Annotated in this window: 1 protein-coding gene (only partly in view); it reads left to right on the forward strand. The window is 33.6% G+C overall.

The genetic code is table 11. The features are described from left to right. A protein-coding gene (locus ALEK_RS17570; protein ID WP_173424128.1) for a hypothetical protein crosses the window boundary here: on the forward strand, positions 1-20504 show its 3' portion. The gene continues 25012 nt to the left of window position 1, outside the view; the window shows 20504 of its 45516 coding nt (coding positions 25013-45516); its start codon lies beyond the left edge, outside the window; it ends in the stop codon at positions 20502-20504. Positions 20505-20510 lie beyond the last annotated feature (6 nt).

The following is a 20510-nucleotide window of genomic DNA, read 5'->3' on the forward strand; positions in this document are numbered from 1 at the left end:
ATAATTTAAATAATACACTTGAAGGTAGAGAAGGAAATGATACTTTAACTGGTGGTGTTGGTAATGATAGACTTGATGGTGGAAGTGAAATTGATACAGTTGATTATTCTACTGCAAGTGGAGCTATCAGTGTTGATTTAGGAATTGATGGCACAGCTCAAGCTATTGGTGCAACTGAGGGAAGTGATACATTAGTTTCAATTGAAAATGTAATTGGTTCTACTGATTCTGATACATTTAAAACAAATTATTCAGTTGATAATAATTTTGATGGAAATACTGGTAGTGATACAATTGATTATAGTTCATTAGATGTTGATGATGTTACTGTTGATAAAGTTGTTGGAACTCTAAGTTCTGCAACTGTTACTGGTAATTCAGGCGCAACTGCAACTTCTACAACAGATACGTTTACTTCAATTGAAAATATTACAGGATCTGCTGGTAATGATACATTAACAGGAAATGCTTCTAATAACACTTTAAAAGGTGAAGCTGGAGATGATATTTTAGCTGGTGGGAGTGGAGATGATTACTTAGATGGAGGAGCTAATACTTCTGCTGGGGATACAGTAAATTACTCAAATGCTAGTGCTGGTGTAAATGTTAATCTTGGAATTGATGGAGTTTCTCAGTTTATTAATGCTTCTGAGGGTAATGATACTTTCGTAGGTATTGAAAATGTAATTGGTTCTTCAAATGCTGATACATTCAAAGGTAATAATGCTGTTGCAAATACATTTAATGGTGGTATTACTGATTTATCTAATCCAAACTCTGAGCATTCAAGTGATGAAAATGATAAAGTTGATTATTCAGATTCAGTAAGTCCAATTGTTGCAAATTTAACAAGTGGTACTGTTGTTATTGGTGGAAGTGTTACTGATACTTTATACAATATTGAGCACGTTGTTGGAACAGATGGAAATGATAGTTTCACAGGAAATGCCGATAATAACTCATTAATTGGTGGAGCAGGTGATGATACATTCTTTATCAATGATGTTAATAATGGAAATGATGTAATTGAAGGTGATACAGCAGGAACTAATAGTGGTTTAAGAGATAGAATTGATTATAGCGCTATTTCAAATACATATTATTTAGATGCTGATTTATCAAGTAATTCATTAGTTATTAAACAAACAAGTGACAACACATCTATTGATAGTGATACTGTAAATAATATTGAAGATATTACAGGAACTGCTGGTGATGATACAATTAGAGGTAATGCTTCTAAAAATATTTTAACTGGTGCTGAGGGTACTGATACAATTTATGGTGAAGCTGGAAATGATGAAATTTACGGTGGAAATAATACAAATAATGCAACATCTGCAACAGATTATGAATATTTAGATGGTGGTGCAGGTGATGACACTATTTATGGTGGAGCTGGAAATGATTCAATTATTGGTGGATCTGATGCTGGTCTAGATACTTTATATGGTGAAGCTGGAAATGACATTATCCAAGGTGGTTCAGGTGTTGATACTATTGATGGTGGAGCTGATAACGATACTATTAGAGGTGATGCAGGAGAAGATTTAATCTATGGTGGATTAGGTGCTGATACTATTAGAGGTGGTTCAGAAGCTGATATTATTCATGGTGATGATTCATTACATTCTGCAAGTGACGGAGATGATACATTATTTGGGGAAGATGGTACAGATACAATTTATGGTGGATATGGAAATGACACTATAAGTGGTGGTGCTAATAATGATGATATTTACGGTGGAATTGCAGGTAATATTGATTATGATAATGCAATCTATGGTGATAACGATACTGTTACTTATGAAAATAGTACTAGTGGAGTTACTGTTGATTTTGTAAATAATCAAGCAACTGGTGAAGGTACTGATAATTTATATGGAATTGAAAATGCTATTGGTTCAAACCAAGATGATACATTTATTTCTAAATTAACAGTTTCAAATAAATTTGATGGTAGATCTGGTAATGAAATATTTGGTGATAATATCTCTTATGAAAATGTTACTGTTGATGGTGGAGTTGATAAAGTTGTTGTTGATTTAACATCTGCTCCTGATGCAAATGGTTATTATTCAGCTGATATCTACCAAGATGGTGCAGTTGTAACTACAGATTATTTAAAAGATATTGAAAATATTACAGGTTCAGCAGGTGAAGATACAATTACTGGTGATTCAGATAAAAATACATTAAAAGGTCTTGCTGGTAATGATTTATTAAGTGGACAAGAAGGTAATGACTATATTGATGGTGGACTTGGAAGTGATACTTCTTCATATACAGAAAAAACTGTAGCTGTAACTGTTGACTTTAATGCTAATACTGCATCAACATCAACAGAAATAGATACTTTAGTTTCTATTGAAAATGTTTTAGGTGGATCTGCAAAAGATACATTCAAAATGAATGAAGATAATGTTACTAATACTATTGATGGTAATGGTGATATTGATACAATCTCTTATGAACATTACGCTACAAACGGTGTTGATGTAAATTTAAGTACAACTTCTGCTCAAACTGTAACAGCTGGAGATAGTGATACTATCTTAGATATTGAAAATATTATTGGATCATCTCAAAATGATACATTTACTGGTTCAACTGAAGATAACGTTATAAAAGCAGGTGATGGTAATGATACATTTATTGCTGGAACTGATACAGATAATAATGGAACTTTAGATACATGGGCTGATGATGGTAGTGATACAATTGATGGTGGGGCTGGTACTGGTGACTGGGCTGATTATTCTGTAATTGCTGATGATACAAATGCTGGAACAAATGGTATTGAAGTTACTTTAGATAGTGCAAATGAAGCAGAAATTACTGTAAGAGGTCAAGCAGGAACTGACAAAATTAAAAATGTTGAACATATCAACGGTACAAATGATAGTGATTCAATAAAAGGTGATACTCAAAATAACTCATTAGTTGGTAACGATGGTAATGATATTTTAGATGGTGAAGCTGGTATTGATAGACTATATGGTGGAAATGATGATGATACATTAACAGGTGGATCAGGAGATGACTCATTATATGGTGATTCTGGTGATGATTACTTAACTGGTGGTTTAGGTAGTGATAAAATCTTTGGTGGGACTAATGGAGCTCTTGGAGATACAGTTGATTATACAAATGCATTAGAGAGTTTAACAATAGATTTAGATTTAGCAGCATCTGGTGGTTTAGCTACAGATGGTTCTATAGTTGGTAAATCAGTTGGATCTACTGGTGATCAAGGTCAAGGTATTGATGAATTATCAGAAATTGAGAATATTAAAGGTTCAAACTTTACAGCTGATACTATTTATGCAAATAGCTCAAAAAATGTTATTACTACACAAAAAGGTGATGATTATGTTGAAGCTAGAGATGGTAATGATACAGTATTAGCAGGCGAAGGTGATGATACAATCGTTTCAACAAGTGCAAGTGATGGTCTTGATAGATATGATGGTGGCTCTAACACAGATACTGTTGATTATTCTAATTTAGGTGCTTCAAATGCTATTACTGTTGATTTAAGTACAACTGCAACTCATGATTTTGATGGTGCTGGTGGAAATGATGCTTGGGAAGTATCTGTTAATGGTGGAAATAATGATATTATCAAAGGCATTGAGAATATTATTGGTACAGCTGGTGATGATACTATTATTACAAATGCAGATGCAAATGAAATCCAAGGTGGCGCAGGAGCTGATTTACTTTCTGGTAATGTAGGTAATGACATTATTAATGGATTTAAAAAAGGTCAAAGTGAATCATCAATTGAATACGATACGGTTTCATATTCTTATTTAACAAGTAAAAGTGTAAATATTGATTTAACAGCAGGAACAGCAGTTGTTGATGCAAATGATACAGATACATTAATTTCAATAGAAAATGCAATTGGTGGAGCTGCTAATGACACAATTACTGGTAGTTCAGAGATTAATTCACTTGAAGGTGGAGCTGGTAATGATACATTTATAAGTTCATTAGCAAATGACTTTATTTATGGTGGAAGTGTTAGTGGAAATACTCATACCGATGACCATATTATTGGAGACATGGTTGATTTCTCTAATACAATTAATGCTAGTAATAAGTTAACAATTGACTTAAGTACAACAGTAAATGATGCAAATTCAAATGCTTACTCAAATGCAATAGTAACAACTACAGGTGGAACAGCTGTTTATACAGATAGATTATACGGTATTGAAAATATCTCAGGAACAGGTAATAATGATATTTTAACTGGTAATAACAGTGCAAATACATTATTAGGAAATGATGGTAATGATACACTTCAAGGTTTAGCAGGTGCTGATAAACTTGATGGTGGAGCAGGTGATGATTTATTCCTAGTTGGTGATGCTGATGTTACAAATAGTGGTGATGAAATTATTGGTGGAGATGATTTTGATACAGTTAACTACAATGGTATTACAAGCCAAGGGGTTACAGTTGATTTAGAATCTGGTTCTACTGTAACAGTAACAATTAATGGTCAAACTCATACATTAAAAGAAATTGAACATTTAATTGGTACAAATCAAGCCGATGTATTAACAGGAGATCAAAACCTGAATAGAGTTGAAGGTATGGGTGGTAATGACCAAATCTTCGGACAAGATGGTAGTGACTTCTTATACGGTGGAGCAAATGAAGCTAATAGTGCAAGTTCTGGTGATGATACTATTGATGGAAAAGCAGGTGATGACTTCATTAGAGGTGGTGACGGAGCTGATGATCTAAAAGGTGGTACTGGAAAAGATACTATCTATGGTGAAGATGGTGCTGATGTTATTCTAGGTGAATCAGAAGATGACACTATTTACGGTGGAGCTAGTAATGATGATATCAATGGTGGATTAGGAGCTGATACAATTTTTGGTGAATCAGGTAATGATGTAATTACTTTTGATCAAGCTGATAATAAAGTTGATGTTGTTTACGGTGGAGACGATACAACTGATAGTGGAACTGATACAGTTGATTATTCACAAGCTATTAAAGGTATGACAGTAAATCTTGCCAATGGTGATGCAGAAGGTACGGCAAGTAGTGCAGATCAAGGTAATGATAAATTATATGGAATTGAAAATATTGTTGGTTCAAATTTAGAAGCTGATAATATCACTGGTAATAATGAAACAAATACTTTAAGTGGTATGGGTGGAGATGATACTTTATATGGTGAAGAAGGTTCTGATACATTATTCGGTGGAGCTGATAATGATGAGTTACATGGTGGTACTGATGCTGATAGTATTAATGGTGATGCTGGTGCTGATATTATTTACGGTGATGCCGGAGCTGATACATTATTAGGTGGAACTGGAAATGATACATTCATTGCTACTTCAACTACAGATGGTAGTGATTCTATTATTGGTGGGTCTGATAGTGATACTATTGATTATAGTGTTATTACTGATAATTCAAACAAAATTGTTGTGAATTTAGCTGCTACTGGTGATTCTACAGTTGATTTATTAACTGGTAATGATGACACTATTAATGGGATTGAAAATGTAATTGGAACATCAGGAAATGATACATTTACAGGAAGTGCATTAGTAAATACACTAAATGGTGGAGCTGGAATTGATGAGGTAAGATATGATTACGATAATACTACGGGTGTTACAGTTGACTTAAATGCTGGAACAGCAACTGAAAATGGTGGTATTGTTGATACTTTAGTTTCAATTGAAAATGTTTTAGGTTCACAATATGATGATAGTTTTGTAAGTGCAAGTGGAGTTTCAAATGTAATTGATGGTAGTACTCATGGTAGTAATGGAGATACAATTGATTATAGTTCTAGAGCAAATGCAATCAATGTTACTTTAAATACTTCTACTTTAGCAACTGTTAATATTACTGGTGATTCTAATGACCAAATTAAAAATATTGAAAATGTTTCAGGAAGTAGTGTAAATGATATTATTACAGGAGATACTGCAAATAATACATTATTAGGAAATGCAGGAGCTGATACACTAGATGGTGGAGCAGGAGCTGATTATTTAGATGGTGGAATTGGTAACGATAAATTAATTGGTGGTACTGGAGCTGATAACTTATTTGGTAGTGCAGGTGATGATGTATTTGAAGGTACTGGATTTACTGGAGATGTAATTGATGGTGGTAGTGAAGCTGATTTAAGTAAAGGTAGCGATACTGTTGATTACAGTAATGTAAATACAACTACATCAGGAGTTGAGCTTACATTAAATGACAATACAGTTGCAAGTGTTACAGTAGATGGAAGTGCTAATGATCATACAATTGTTAATGTAGAAAATGTAATTGGTACTTCTAATGATGATTCAATTACTGGGGATGCAAATGTTAATAGTTTAATTGGTAATGATGGAACTGATTATATTGATGGAGCTGCTGGAAATGATTATATTGAAGGTGGAGCTAATACAACTGGTACTGAATCTCTAATTGGTGGGATTGGACTTGATACTATTTATGGTGGTTCTGGAGTTGATCATATCCTTGGTGGAGATGATGATGATAAACTATATGGTGATGGTGAAGATGATATTTTAGATGGTGGAGCTGGAACTGATACATTAGAAGGTGGAGCTGGTAATGATACACTAATTGGTGGAGCAGGAAATGATAACCTTGTAGGTAATAGTGGTATTGATACAGCTGATTATAGTAATGAAAGCTCATCTGTTCAAGCAAATATAGCTAATTCATTTGCTGTTGGTAGTTCAATTGGTACAGATACATTCAGTGGAATAGAAAATATTACAGGTTCAGATCTTGGTGGTGATGCTGATAATATTACTGGTAGTGCAGGAGATAATACATTAAAAGGTTTAGCAGGAGATGATACTATCTCTGAATTAGCTGGAAATGATGTTATTGAAGGTGGAGCTGGAAATGATTATATTTACGCTGGTTCTGGTGATGATATTATTGATGGTGATGATACAGATGGTGCAACTATAAATGGTACATCAGATACTTTAGACTTTACAACTATTTCAATTAATGATGATACAGGTGATACAAGAGATGTGGATGGTTCAGGTTTAGATTCAACTACAGCACTTTCGGATGCTTATTTAGGTATTGAAATTGATTTATCAGATACTACTGCCCAAAGAATTCATAATGAGTATGGTACTGATACTATTACAAATATTGAAAATGTAATTGGTTCAAATAAAGGTGATTATATTGCTGGTAATAATGAGAGTAATACATTAAATGGTTCTGCTGGAAATGACTATTTAGTTGGTCTTAATGGTGCTGATAAATTAATTGGTGGAAGTGGAACAGATACAGCAGACTTTAGTGCTGGTGGGGCATCTGTTATTGTTGATATGACTAAAGCACAAACTGATGGAAGCTCTGATACATATAGAGTTATAAATGATGGTTATGGAAATAAAGAGTTCTTAGACGGTGTTGAAAACATTATTGGTGGAGCTGCGGATGATACAATTTATGGGGATAGTGAGTCAAATACTATTACAACAGGTGCTGGTGACGATACAATTCGAGGTGGTGCTGATGCTGATGTTATTGATGGTGGAGCTGACGAAGATACAGCTGATTTCTCTGATTTAGCTTATGGTGTAACTGTTGATTTAGATACAGATAATAATGGAACTAATGATGCTGAAGGTACTGCTTTATCGAATGGTAAAACTGATACATTAAAAAATATTGAAAATGTAATTGGAACAGATAGAGCTGATAATATTACTGGTGATGATAAAGATAATACACTTCTAGGTGGAGCTGACAATGATAGTTTCAAAGGTTTAGAAGGTGTTGATTATATTGATGGTCAAGATGGTAGTGATGATACTGTGGACTATAGTGATGGAACTCAAGGTATTAATATTAACTTATCAACTGCTCAAACTTTAGGTGATAATACAACTTATAGAGTTCAAGATGATGGTTATGGTAATAAAGAATTTATTGATGGTATTGAAAATATCATTGGTACTAATTCAAAAGATATTATTACTGGTGATTCTAACAATAACTTATTAGATGGTGGAGCTGATGATGATACTATCTCAGGTGGAGATGGTAGTGATACATTAGTTGGTCAAACTGGAGCAGATACATTTTCTGGTGGCTTAGGTGATGACTTTATTTATGGTAATGCTTTAAATGTTTCAAGTGCAGATTCAGATAGAGATGTTGTTGATTATACAAGTTCTTCAAATTCTATTTTATTAAATTTATCTTCTTCTGATAGTAATATTGAATTATCAAATGAGTCTTCAACTACTTTAGGAACTCAAACAGCTGTAGGTGAGGGTACTGATAAACTTTATGATATTCAAGATGTTATAGGATCTAACCTAGCAGATACTTTAGTTGGTGATGAAAATGTGAATTCACTTTCTGGTCAAGGTGGAAATGACTTACTAATTGGTTCTGGTGGAGCTGATATATTATTAGGTCAAGGTGATAATGACACTATTTTAGGTGGTTTAGATTCTGATGTTATTTATGGTGGTTCTTTAAGTGGAACTACACATACAGATAGTGGAATAGATACTGTTGATTATAGTTACTTAACAGATACAAGAGCAATTAATGTTGATTTATCTTTAGATGATGGAGATAACGATACAAATAATGAACAAGAAATCAAAGTTGTAGGAACTCCTGGAAGTTACGATAGTGTTGAAGGTATTGAAAATGTTGTTGCAACTAAAAACAATGATACATTAAAAGGTAGTGATAGTTATAGTGAAGTTAATGTATTAGATGGTTATAAAGGCGATGATAAATTCATTGCATCAAAAGGTGTTGACTCATTTATTGGTGGAGATGGAATTGATACATTAGACTTTAGTCAAATTGATACTAATGCTAGTACAGGAACAACTGCTGATGATGGTAACTCTGTAAATGTTGATTTAGGTTTAGGTCAAGCAAGTGATGATGGATATAGAAATGGTGGTGTAGCTGTTGTTGATACTATTAGTGATATTGAAGTTGTTATTGGAACTAATGGAAATGATCAGTTAACAGGAAGTAGTGAAGCTAATACATTAATTGGTGGAGCAGGTCTTGATACAATTGATGGTGGAGCAGGTCTTGACTTATTAGAAGGTGGAGATGATAACGATACTATTTATGGTGGAGCTGGAGTTGATACATTATTAGGTGAAGATGGAAATGATGAGCTTCAAGGTGGAACTGGAGATGATTCACTATATGGTGGAGCTGGAAATGATATTCTAGAAAAACTTCAAGGTGACGGTAATGATACTATTGATGCAGGATCTGGTGATGATACTATTTATGCAGGTTCTGGTAATGATGAAATCATTGGTGGTGCAGATAGTGATATTTTAACTTATGAGCAAATTACTTCTACAAGTATTACAGCAAACCTTGGAAGTGGTGCAGGTGGTGACTTTGGTACTATTACTGTAGGAGCTGATACTGATACATTAAAAGATCATATTGAAATTATTAAAGGTACAACAGAAGCTGATACTATTATTGGATATAACGGAACTGATGAAGGTAATGACTACAGTGATACTTTATATGGTAAAGGTTCTGGAGATAGCATCTATGGTGGTATTGGTAATGATACTATTTATGGTGAAAGTGGGATTGATACATTAAGAGGACAAGCTGGAAATGATTACTTAGATGGTGGTTCTGGAATTGATGCTGTTGATTTTGCAGATGCTAATGTTGGTGTAAAAGTATTCTTAGATAGTAGTGATGAAAATAATGTTGCTACAACACATGAAGTAATGGAAGATGGTTTTGGTACAAAAGATCAATTAGTTGATATTGAAAAAGTTATTGGATCTAATTTTGCTGATACTATTAAAGGTGATTCATCAACAAATACTATTCAATCTGGATTAGGTGATGATACTATTATTGCTACTGATGGTTCAGATACTATTGATGGTGGTGGACATACAACTGGAACTGGTGGTGGAGACTGGTTAAGTTTCCAAGCATTAGGTGCAGCAGTTGATGCAGCAATGCAAAATGGTACGATTACTGGTGGTTTAGGAACTACAAATATTACTGATATTGAAAACTTATTAGGAAGTAACTTTGCAGATAGTTTAACTGGAGATGCTAATGACAACTCATTAGATGGTAATGCTGGTAATGATGTTATCAATGGTGGAGCAGGTGCTGACCACTTATTAGGTAATACAGGAAATGATACACTAATTGGTGGAGATGGTATTGATACTTATGATGGTGGTGATGACACAGATGCAATTAGTTTCTATGATGTAGGAGCAGCTGTTAATGTAAACTTATCAACATCTACAGTAACTGATGATGGATATGGTAATACAGAAGCAGGAAAAATTTCTAATATTGAGAACATAATAGGTACATTAAATTATGGAGATTCATTAACTGGAGATAACAACGATAACGTTATTTACGGTCATGGTGGGAATGATATTATTGATGGTCAAGGTGGTTTTGATACTATTTATGGTGGAACAGGAACTGATAAAATTAATACAGGAACTGATACTGATGATTCAAGTGAAGATGTTGTTTATGGTGGTGAAGGTGTAGATACAATTACAGGTAACTTCGATAAAGCGGTAATCTTTGGTGATATTGTTGGTGGATCTAATGTTGAAGAGGATTGGATTGATTATTCAGGTTCTACTAGTGGAATTACTGCTGATTTAGCTCAAACTTCATTATATACATTAGATAGTGCAAATGATGCATTAGATGGTAACTATGTACAAGTAATCAATAATGATACTCCTACAGAGTTTGATTTAATTTCTCAAATTGAAAATATCTTAGGTACAGCGCAAGTTGATACTTTAGGTGGTAATTCAGGAGATAACTCAATCTTAGCAGGTGATGGTGATGATACTATTATTCACTCAGCTGCTGTATCTAGTGATTACATTGATGGACAAGGTGGTTCTGACTGGTTAAGTTTAGAAAACTATGCTGTAAACATTGACTTAAATTCTGGAAGTAATGGTATTCATAATATTGAAAATATTGTAGATAGACAAACAGGTTCATCTAGAACTATTTGGGGATCAACTGGAACTAATACATTTATTATGTATGATGGTAATGATAGAGTTCTTGGTAGACAAGGTGATGATGTTTATGATTTAGGTTCTGGAAATGATAGAGCAGATGCTAACTATGGTAGTGATACTTTAGTTGGTGGTTCTGGTACGGATATTTTAGATTATGAAGCTTATTGGTCTAATGCAGGTACTAAAATCTTCTTGCAAGATGCAAATATAGATACAAACAATGATGAGGTAGGAGATTTATCTGTAACTAGAACTATTACTAGTTTAAATATTGAAGGCTTAACTACTTTATCTGATGGTGCTCATGATTTCTATGAAGTTACAGATTCACAAGGGTTTACAGATTATATTTATAAAGAAAATGATGATACAGCTGATTTTGAAACATTTAATTTAAGTCGTTCACATGATACTATGGTTGCTGATGAAGCTGCAAATAGAATTGTTGCTGATAATGGAAATGATATTGTATTAGGTATGGGTGGAAATGATACTATTTATGGTGGAAATGGAACAGACTTACTTTATGGTGGAGAAGGTGATGATACTATAAATGGTGATGGAAACGATGATACTCTTTATGGTGAGAATGGTAATGATGTTATTAACGGTGGTTCAGCAAATGATTATATAAAAGCTGGTGCTGGAAATGATAATGTTAATGGTGGAACTGGAAATGATATTATCTACACTGGAACTGGAACTGATAATATTAATGGTAGTTCTGGTCTTGATACTATTTATAATGAAGATGGTGCAGATACAATTAATGGTGGTTCTGAAATTGATGATTTATTCTATCTTGGTGGTACACAAGGTATTAATGTAAGATTAGATGGTACATCAAATGGTTCTACAGATTCATTTGGTAATACTGAAACTATTTCAAATATAGAAAATGTGACAGGTACAGCATTTAATGATACATTTAGAGGTAATGATTCTGAAAATACATTAGTTGGTGGAGCTTTAGATGATACATTCTATATCTCCCTTGGTGATGATAAAATTCAAGGTGATGCAGGTAGTGAAGATTTAATTGACTTCTCTGAAATTACAATTGATGGAACAGCTGGGGATTCAATAATTGATAATAACATTGATTTAGAAGATCAAGATAATGCTAGATTTGATGTTGGTGGTACAGAATATAATCAATCATTATTTGGAATTGAAAATGTAAATGGAAGTTCAAAAGACGATAAAATTACTGGTACAAAAAGTGATCAAATTGACAATACAATTAATGGACTAGATGGTAATGATTCAATTAGCGGATTAGCTGGAGAAGATTACTTAATGGGTGGAAATGGTGATGACACTATTGAAGGTGGATTAGGTGATGATACACTGTTTGGTGGAGATTCAACTACTGATACAAGTACAAATGACTGGGTTGTTTATTCTCAATCAACAACAGGTATTAGTATTAACCTTGACTCAACAATTCATGCAGGAATTGCAGCAAGTACAGCAATAGGTGAAGGAACAGATACACTAAGTGGTTTTGAGAATGTAGCTGGGTCTAATATTGAAGATACAATTTATGGTACAAATTCAAAAAATATCATTAGAGGTGCATCAAGTGATGATAAACTTTATGGTTTAGATGGTGATGATACAATTTATGGTGATGCTGACGCAGATTACATCGATGGTGGTGATGGTGCTGATGAATTATATGGTGGAAGTGGAGATGATTCATTTATCACTACTTTAGGTGACGATATAATTGATGGTGGAACTAATAGTGATACAGTTGATTACTCTTCAATTAACGCATCTTTAAATGTAACACTTGGAGCATCTGGTGATGCAACTGTTACTATTGATGGTACAGATACATTAACAGCCATTGAAAACCTAAGAGGTTCAAATACTCAAGGTGATTCAATTGTAGGTAATGCTGAAAACAATACTTTAGAAGGTTTAGGTGGTGATGATACATTAAAAGGTGCTGCTGGAGAAGATAATCTTCAAGGTGGTTCTGGAAATGATAGAATTTTTGCAGGTTCAGGAAATGATACAATTGATGGTGGTAGTGATACTACAGGGGATTGGTTAGATTATACTGATACTACAAATGCAATGAATGTTGATTTACATGCAGGAACTGCTACAGGAAATGGTAATGATACAATTACAAATATCGAACATATTTTAACTGGAAATGGTGATGATATTATTCAAGGTAACATCTATGATAACAGTATTGTTGCAGGTTCTGGAAATGATACATTAACATTTAATAATGCTACAAGTTCAGTTGTAATCAATGTTTCAAATAACGATGGAACTTCTACTGGTTTTGGTAATGATACATTTGAAGACTTTGAAAACTTCGTAGGTTCTGCACAAACTGATACATTAGTAACAGATGCTATTGATAATATTACTTTTGATGGAGCTGGAAGCCTTGATACTATTGATTATACATCTATTGGAGCTACAGATTTAACTGTAACAATTGATGGAAGTAATCCAGAAACAATTAGTGATGGAACAAATACAGATTCAGTTTCAAATGTAGAAATTATTAAATCAGGAGCAGGAGCTGATACATTTAATGTTAGTTCGACAAATGGTATTAATACTTTAGACGCAGGTGCTGGAACAGATACATTAGCCTTAAGTGGAACATTAGATTTATCAAGTGTTACATTATTAAACTTTGAAAATATTATTGTAAAAGATGGAGATATACTTACATTAAGCGCTACAGACTTAGATGATAAAACTTATGCTATTGAGTTACAAGGTTCAGGTAGTTTAATAGTTAATGCTACATCTGTTATTAATGACCATGACTTTAATAATATTACAATTACAAAAACAGGAAGTGCTACAGGAACTGTAACATTAGATGTTGATGCAAGTGTTGACTTAACTTCTAAAAACTTAGGAAATAACAACATGATTGATATTTTCAAAGTAGATAGTGGAACATTAACATTAAGTGAAGCACAAGTATCTAGCCCTGATAAAGTTGTATCAGGAGCTGGAAGTGCAATTATTGAAGTAAATGCAGATAGTTCAACAGACTTTACATCTATTTTAGCTTTAGACTCAGGAGCTAATGAAACTATTAACTTCACTGGAAACTCTACATTTACAGGAGATTTTGCAAATTCTAATATTGATATTGATACTTCTGTTACTGTAATAGTTGATGGAAGTAAATTAGATGGAAAATCTACAACAATAACAGGTGCTGGAAACATGACTGTGAATGCTTCTGGAACTGTTGATTTAGGTTCATTAACTAACAGTATCACTGGAACATTTACTATTAATGATTCAGCAGGAAATGATAATATTACAGCAACGAATGGTGATGATATTATTAATGTAATAGGTGCTGGTAATGATGTAATTGTTGCAGGAACAGGTAATGATACAATTACTATTGATCATGCTGTAACAAGTATTGATGGTGGAGCTAATGCTGATACAATTATTGTAGCGACTGGTTCAGGAACTATTGATATGAGTACTCAAACTATTAATGCAGTTGAAACATTAACTGTAAATTCTGGTTCAACATTAAAAATTTCTGATGAGCAAGCAACATCAATTGCAACAGTTGATGGATCTGGAACTATTGAAGTAATAATTGATGGTGATTCAAGTGCTAATTTAACTCATATTACAACAAGTACAAAAGTAGCAACAGTTACAGCTGATAGTACATTTACAGGAACATTTGCAAGTGGTACTATTGTTCAAGTTGATGATGCAGCAACGTTAACTGCAAACTATTCAAAATTAACTGGATTCACTGTAAATGAAACAGGAACATCAGGTGAAGTTGAAATTGAGATTGCATCTGCTAATTCAAATGCTGATTTAAGTACAATTTCTGGAACAGCAGGACAAAAAGCAACAATTACTCAATCTCAAACATTTACGGGTAATTTAAACAATATTGTAACAACAATTAATGCAGTATCTGTAATCGCAGCAGCTGATATTGTAACTGGTGAAACAGTTAATCAAACAAGTGGTGGTTCATTAAATGTGACTTTAATTGATGCAGCAGGACAAAATAATGCAGATTTAACAAGTATTAATGGTAATGCTTTATCTTCTGTAACTGTAAATGAATCATTAACATTCACTGGTACTTTAGATGATACAATTGCAACTACTGTGTCTGCTGGGAATACTTTAACAGTTGCAGATAATATAGTAGATGGAAAAACAATAGATGGTTTAGGAAATGCAACACTTACTGTAGCTTCGAATTCATCAGTTGATTTCACTTCTGTAAATGTTAATGGTTCAGAAATAGTTCAAATTACTGGTAATTCAATATTCTCAGGAAACTTTGCAGATTCAAATATTCTTATTGATTCAGGTGTTACCTTAACAACAACATTTGATAAATTAGATGGGAAAATATCAGAATTAAGTGGTGATGGTAATCTTACAATTACAGATGTAAGTATTTCAGCTTCAAATACTGATTTATTAGCAGCAGCAATTAATGGTGTACTAACTACTACAATTGATACGGGTGCTGTAGATACAACGCTTGCAGCAATTACAAATGTAAATACCTTAGATAATATTACATTTACAACAAATGATACTAGTGTAGATGCTTCAAATTTAATTTTATTAGATGCAAAAGTTGATACATTTGGTGTTTCTACAATTACAGAAATTACAGAAGCATATAATACAGCTAACTTAAGTACGGTAGTAAATAATGCTTTATCAATAGTTGATGGAAATGAAGCTGTAGTTATTACAGGTGGTAGTATTAGTACTGCAGATGTAAATAGTATCGCAGGAGCAACAAGTGGAGCAGTAACAGCAACAATAACAACAGGAGCAGTAACAGCGACATTAGGAGCGATAGGAAATGTAGATGCAAGTGATGTAATAACATTTACAACAAATGATACAAGTGTAGATGCCTCAGACTTAGTAGCCTTAAATGCATTAGTAGATACGTTTAATACAAGCTCAATCACAACAATCACAGAAAGTGCAGGAAACCCAACAGCAATAACAAATGCATTGGCAATAGTACCAAATGCAGCAGTTACAATCACAGGAAGTGAAAGTGTAGCAAATGCAAATACAATAGATGGAGCAACAACAGGAGTATTAACAACAAGTATTACAGAGACAGATGTAACAACATTAGCAACATTAACAGATGTAAATACAAATAATAGTTATACAGCGACAATAAATACAGCAACAGTGGATGCATCAACATTTAATGGAATAGCAACAGTAATAGATAACTTAACAGATGGTGGAGTTACAACATTAACAGAAGTAGCAGCAGACTTTGCACATGTAAATACAGCCTTAAGCGGTGGAGTACTAGATGGAAATGAAGCAGTAACAATTACAGGAGCAATAAGCTCAACAAATGTAAATGGGATCTTAGGAAATACAAGTGGAGTAGTAACAGCAACAGTAAGTTCAGATACAGCATCAAACTTAAATAGTAATCTTACAAATGGAAGTGCTACAGATGCATTAACTATAACAGTAACAAATAGTGCAACAGATGCAGCAGATTTAGTTGCCCTAAATGGAAAAACAAATCAAACAATAGATGTAACAGCAATAACTTCAACAATTAATGGAGATGCTTCAGAAATAATTGATATCTATGTAACAAATAATGCACAGTACAATGGTCTAGGAAATGAAGCCGTAACAGTAGATAATACAAGTTCAGCAGCAGATGTAAATAGTATCGCAGGAGCAACAAGTGGAGCAGTAACAGCAACAATAACAACAGGAGCAGTAACAGCGACATTAGGAGCGATAGGAAATGTAGATGCAAGTGATGTAATAACATTTACAACAAATGATACAAGTGTAGATGCCTCAGACTTAGTAGCCTTAAATGCATTAGTAGATACGTTTAATACAAGCTCAATCACAACAATCACAGAAAGTGCAGGAAACCCAACAGCAATAACAAATGCATTGGCAATAGTACCAAATGCAGCAGTTACAATCACAGGAAGTGAAAGTGTAGCAAATGCAAATACAATAGATGGAGCAACAACAGGAGTATTAACAACAAGTATTACAGAGACAGATGTAACAACATTAGCAACATTAACAGATGTAAATACAAATAATAGTTATACAGCGACAATAAATACAGCAACAGTGGATGCATCAACATTTAATGGAATAGCAACAGTAATAGATAACTTAACAGATGGTGGAGTTACAACATTAACAGAAGTAGCAGCAGACTTTGCACATGTAAATACAGCCTTAAGCGGTGGAGTACTAGATGGAAATGAAGCAGTAACAATTACAGGAGCAATAAGCTCAACAAATGTAAATGGGATCTTAGGAAATACAAGTGGAGTAGTAACAGCAACAGTAAGTTCAGATACAGCATCAAACTTAAATAGTAACCTTACAAATGGAAGTGCTACAGATGCATTAACTATAACAGTAACAAATAGTGCAACAGATGCAGCAGATTTAGTTGCCCTAAATGGAAAAACAAATCAAACAATAGATGTAACAGCAATAACTTCAACAATTAATGGAGATGCTTCAGAAATAATTGATATCTATGTAACAAATAATGCACAGTACAATGGTCTAGGAAATGAAGCCGTAACAGTAGATAATACAAGTTCAGCTGCAGATGTAAATAGTATCGCAGGAGCAACAAGTGGAGCAGTAACAGCAACAATAACAACAGGAGCAGTAACAGCGACATTAGGAGCGATAGGAAATGTAGATGCAAGTGATGTAATAACATTTACAACAAATGATACAAGTGTAGATGCCTCAGACTTAGTAGCCTTAAATGCATTAGTAGATACGTTTAATACAAGCTCAATCACAACAATCACAGAAAGTGCAGGAAACCCAACAGCAATAACAAATGCATTGGCAATAGTACCAAATGCAGCAGTGACAATCACAGGAAGTGAAAGTGTAGCAAATGCAAATACAATAGATGGAGCAACAACAGGAGTATTAACAACAAGTATTACAGAGACAGATGTAACAACATTAGCAACATTAACAGATGTAAATACAAATAATAGTTATACAGCGACAATAAATACAGCAACAGTGGATGCATCAACATTTAATGGAATAGCAACAGTAATAGATAACTTAACAGATGGTGGAGTTACAACATTAACAGAAGTAGCAGCAGACTTTGCACATGTAAATACAGCCTTAAGCGGTGGAGTACTAGATGGAAATGAAGCAGTAACAATTACAGGAGCAATAAGCTCAACAAATGTAAATGGGATCTTAGGAAATACAAGTGGCGTAGTAACAGCAACAGTAAGTTTAGATACAGCATCAAACTTAAATAGTAACCTTACAAATGGAAGTGCTACAGATGCATTAACTATAACAGTAACAAATAGTGCAACAGATGCAGCAGATTTAGTTGCCCTAAATGGAAAAACAAATCAAACAATAGATGTAACAGCAATAACTTCAACAATTAATGGAGATGCTTCAGAAATAATTGATATCTATGTAACAAATAATGCACAGTACAATGGTCTAGGAAATGAAGCCGTAACAGTAGATAATACAAGTTCAGCTGCAGATGTAAATAGTATCGCAGGAGCAACAAGTGGAGCAGTAACAGCAACAATAACAACAGGAGCAGTAACAGCGACATTAGGAGCGATAGGAAATGTAGATGCAAGTGATGTAATAACATTTACAACAAATGATACAAGTGTAGATGCCTCAGACTTAGTAGCCTTAAATGCATTAGTAGATACGTTTAATACAAGCTCAATCACAACAATCACAGAAAGTGCAGGAAACCCAACAGCAATAACAAATGCATTGGCAATAGTACCAAATGCAGCAGTGACAATCACAGGAAGTGAAAGTGTAGCAAATGCAAATACAATAGATGGAGCAACAACAGGAGTATTAACAACAAGTATTACAGAGACAGATGTAACAACATTAGCAACATTAACAGATGTAAATACAAATAATAGTTATACAGCGACAATAAATACAGCAACAGTGGATGCATCAACATTTAATGGAATAGCAACAGTAATAGATAACTTAACAGATGGTGGAGTTACAACATTAACAGAAGTAGCAGCAGACTTTGCACATGTAAATACAGCCTTAAGCGGTGGAGTACTAGATGGAAATGAAGCAGTAACAATTACAGGAGCAATAAGCTCAACAAATGTAAATGGGATCTTAGGAAATACAAGTGGCGTAGTAACAGCAACAGTAAGTTCAGATACAGCATCAAACTTAAATAGTAACCTTACAAATGGAAGTGCTACAGATGCATTAACGTTGACTATTGATACTGGAACTTCGAATGCTTCAGATATTAATTCTTTAGATAATAAAACTTCTGTAGATTTAACTGTTAATTCAACTACTATTGAAGGTACACTTAGTGATATAAATGATACATATAATTCAACGAGTATTAATAATTTAGGAAATGAGAATATTAATATTACGAATACTGGTACTGTAACTAGTTCTGAGATGAATGATATTCTAACTGAAACATCAGGAACTATTTCATTAACTGGTACAGGTTCATTGAGCGTAAATGTAAGTTCTGGAGACAGTATAGATTTATCGTCAGTTAATAATAGTTTAACAGGAAATTTAACTGTAAACGATTCAACAGGAAATGAAAATATTACAACTACAACTGGCGATGATATAGTAAATTTAAGTTCTGGAAATGATACTGTAAATTTAGGTACAGGAAGTGACAATGTAAGTATTGATATTGATAACTTAAGTAGTGCAGATACTATAAACTTTGGATCTGGAGATAGTGATATTTTAACATTTAATGACTCAGGTACTGTTAGTGATTTAGATTTTACAAATATTTCTAATCTTGATAGTGTTAATTTTGCAAATGGTGATGATACAGTTACATTAGGAACTGAAATTGCACAAGCTATTGAAGGTACATCTGATTCAATCAATGGTAATGGTGGAGATGATAACTTCGCTTTAGACTTTAGTAATATTGATTCATTTGTAATTGATGGTGGTTCAACTAGTGAAACAGATGGTGATACTGTGAGTCTTACAGGTAATACTGGAACGGCAGTTACTAGTGATACAAACTTAGGTCATATAAATGCATTTGATAATATTGAAGAGTTAGACTTCACTTCATTAACATTAAATGTAGGTGCTGATGCAAGTGATGGTGGAACAAACGCTGAATACCAATTAACTGGTGACTTAATTAGTAACTGGACAGATGGTGGAAATAGCTTAAAATTAAAATTAGATGCTGATGATGCAAGTAAACTTGAATTTACAGATAAATTAGGTGCTAAACATGGTGGAGATGATACAGGAACAGCTGCTATAACAAGTGGTTCTTATACATTAAGTGATGGTGGAACTGACGTTACACTAATTATAGATATTCAATAATAAGGA

Source organism: Poseidonibacter lekithochrous (assembly GCF_013283835.1).
GTDB classification, from domain to species: domain Bacteria; phylum Campylobacterota; class Campylobacteria; order Campylobacterales; family Arcobacteraceae; genus Poseidonibacter; species Poseidonibacter lekithochrous.